This is a genomic window from Pseudonocardia terrae, assembly GCF_021343995.1.
GTDB classification, from domain to species: Bacteria; Actinomycetota; Actinomycetes; order Mycobacteriales; family Pseudonocardiaceae; genus Pseudonocardia; species Pseudonocardia terrae.
Genome location: NZ_JAJTTE010000148.1, coordinates 1 through 1,298 on the forward strand (window position 1 = coordinate 1; position 1,298 = coordinate 1,298).

1 protein-coding gene is annotated in these 1,298 nt (G+C 73.5%); it reads left to right on the forward strand.

Features of this window, described 5'->3' with window-relative positions; all coding sequences use genetic code 11:
- Positions 1–211: 211 nt before the first annotated feature.
- The gene (locus LWC33_RS34635; RefSeq protein ID WP_233308933.1) at positions 212–1,126 is read left to right on the forward strand and encodes a TIGR03620 family F420-dependent LLM class oxidoreductase; all 915 of its coding nucleotides are present in this window, start codon (positions 212–214) and stop codon (positions 1,124–1,126) included.
- Positions 1,127–1,298 lie beyond the last annotated feature (172 nt).

Sequence of the window (1,298 nt, forward strand, 5' to 3'; positions counted from 1 at the left end):
GCCAACCGAGCAGCCCACACTGCCGAACCGACCGTTCGACACCAGCCACCTAGGAGACTGCGGAAGGGCCCCGGCCTACTACGCGGCGCCTGCGCTGCGTCGGCGGCCTTGCGGGTACGCCCGGTATGAGCAGCCTCCGCCGTGCGCGGACACCACCTGGCCGCCGCTCGCGACGACCGGCGCCCTTCCGCAGTCTCCTAGAGTCCGGAGCGTGACGGACACGAGATCACGTTTCGCGCTTCCCGCCGTCGGCCTCTGGACCGGCGCCCTCGACGTCGTCCCCGCCGCCCGGGCCCGGGAGCTCGCGGCCGAGCTGGAGTCGCTGGGCTACGGCGCCCTCTGGATCCCCGAGGTCGCCGGCCGCGACCCCTTCGTCCACCTGTCGATGCTGCTGTCGGCCACCGAGCGGATGATCGGCGCCACCGGCATCGCCAACATCTGGGCGCGCGACGCGGTCGCCACCTCCTGCGCCACCAAGGCGCTCACCGAGGCCTACCCGGAGCGGGTGCTCATCGGGCTCGGGGTGAGCCACCAGAACCTGGTCAGCGGCCTGCGCGGGCACCAGTACGACAAGCCGCTCACCGCCATGCGCGAGTACCTCGACGGCATCGACGCGGCACCCTACACGGCCCAGCGGCCGACCACCCCGGTCCGCTACGTCCTCGCCGCGCTGCGCCCCAAGATGCTGCAGCTCTCCGGCGAGCGCACCGACGGCGCGCACCCCTACTTCGTCACGCCCGAGCACACCGCCCGGGCCCGCGAGACCCTCGGCGCGGAGCCGCTCCTCTGCCCGGAGCAGGCCGTCCTGCTGGAGACCGACCCGGCGAAGGCCCGCGAGATCGGCCGCCGCTACACCGCGACCTACCTGGCACAGCCGAACTACGTGAACAACATCAAGACCCTCGGGTTCGACGAGTCCGACCTGGCCGACGGCGGGTCCGACGCCTTCGTCGACGCCCTCGTGGCCTGGGGCGACGTCGACACCGTGGTCGCCCGGGTGCAGGCGCACCTCGACGCCGGCGCCGACCACGTCGCCGTCCAAACCCTGCCGGCGGAGAAGCGCGGCGTGCCGGAGGACCAGTGGCGGGAGCTCGCCGCCCCCCTCACCGCGCTACGGAGGAGCTGAGGCGTCCACGCACCCGGAGCGAGACGTTCCCGGAGGCGCCCCGTCAGCGCGTCCTGCGGATCCGGCCTCGGGTCTCGGGGCCCGGGTCTCGAGTCTTGAGTCTCGGGTCTCGGGGCCCGGGTCTCGGGTCTCGGGTCTCGGGTCTCGGGTCTCGGGTCTCGGGTCTCGGGTC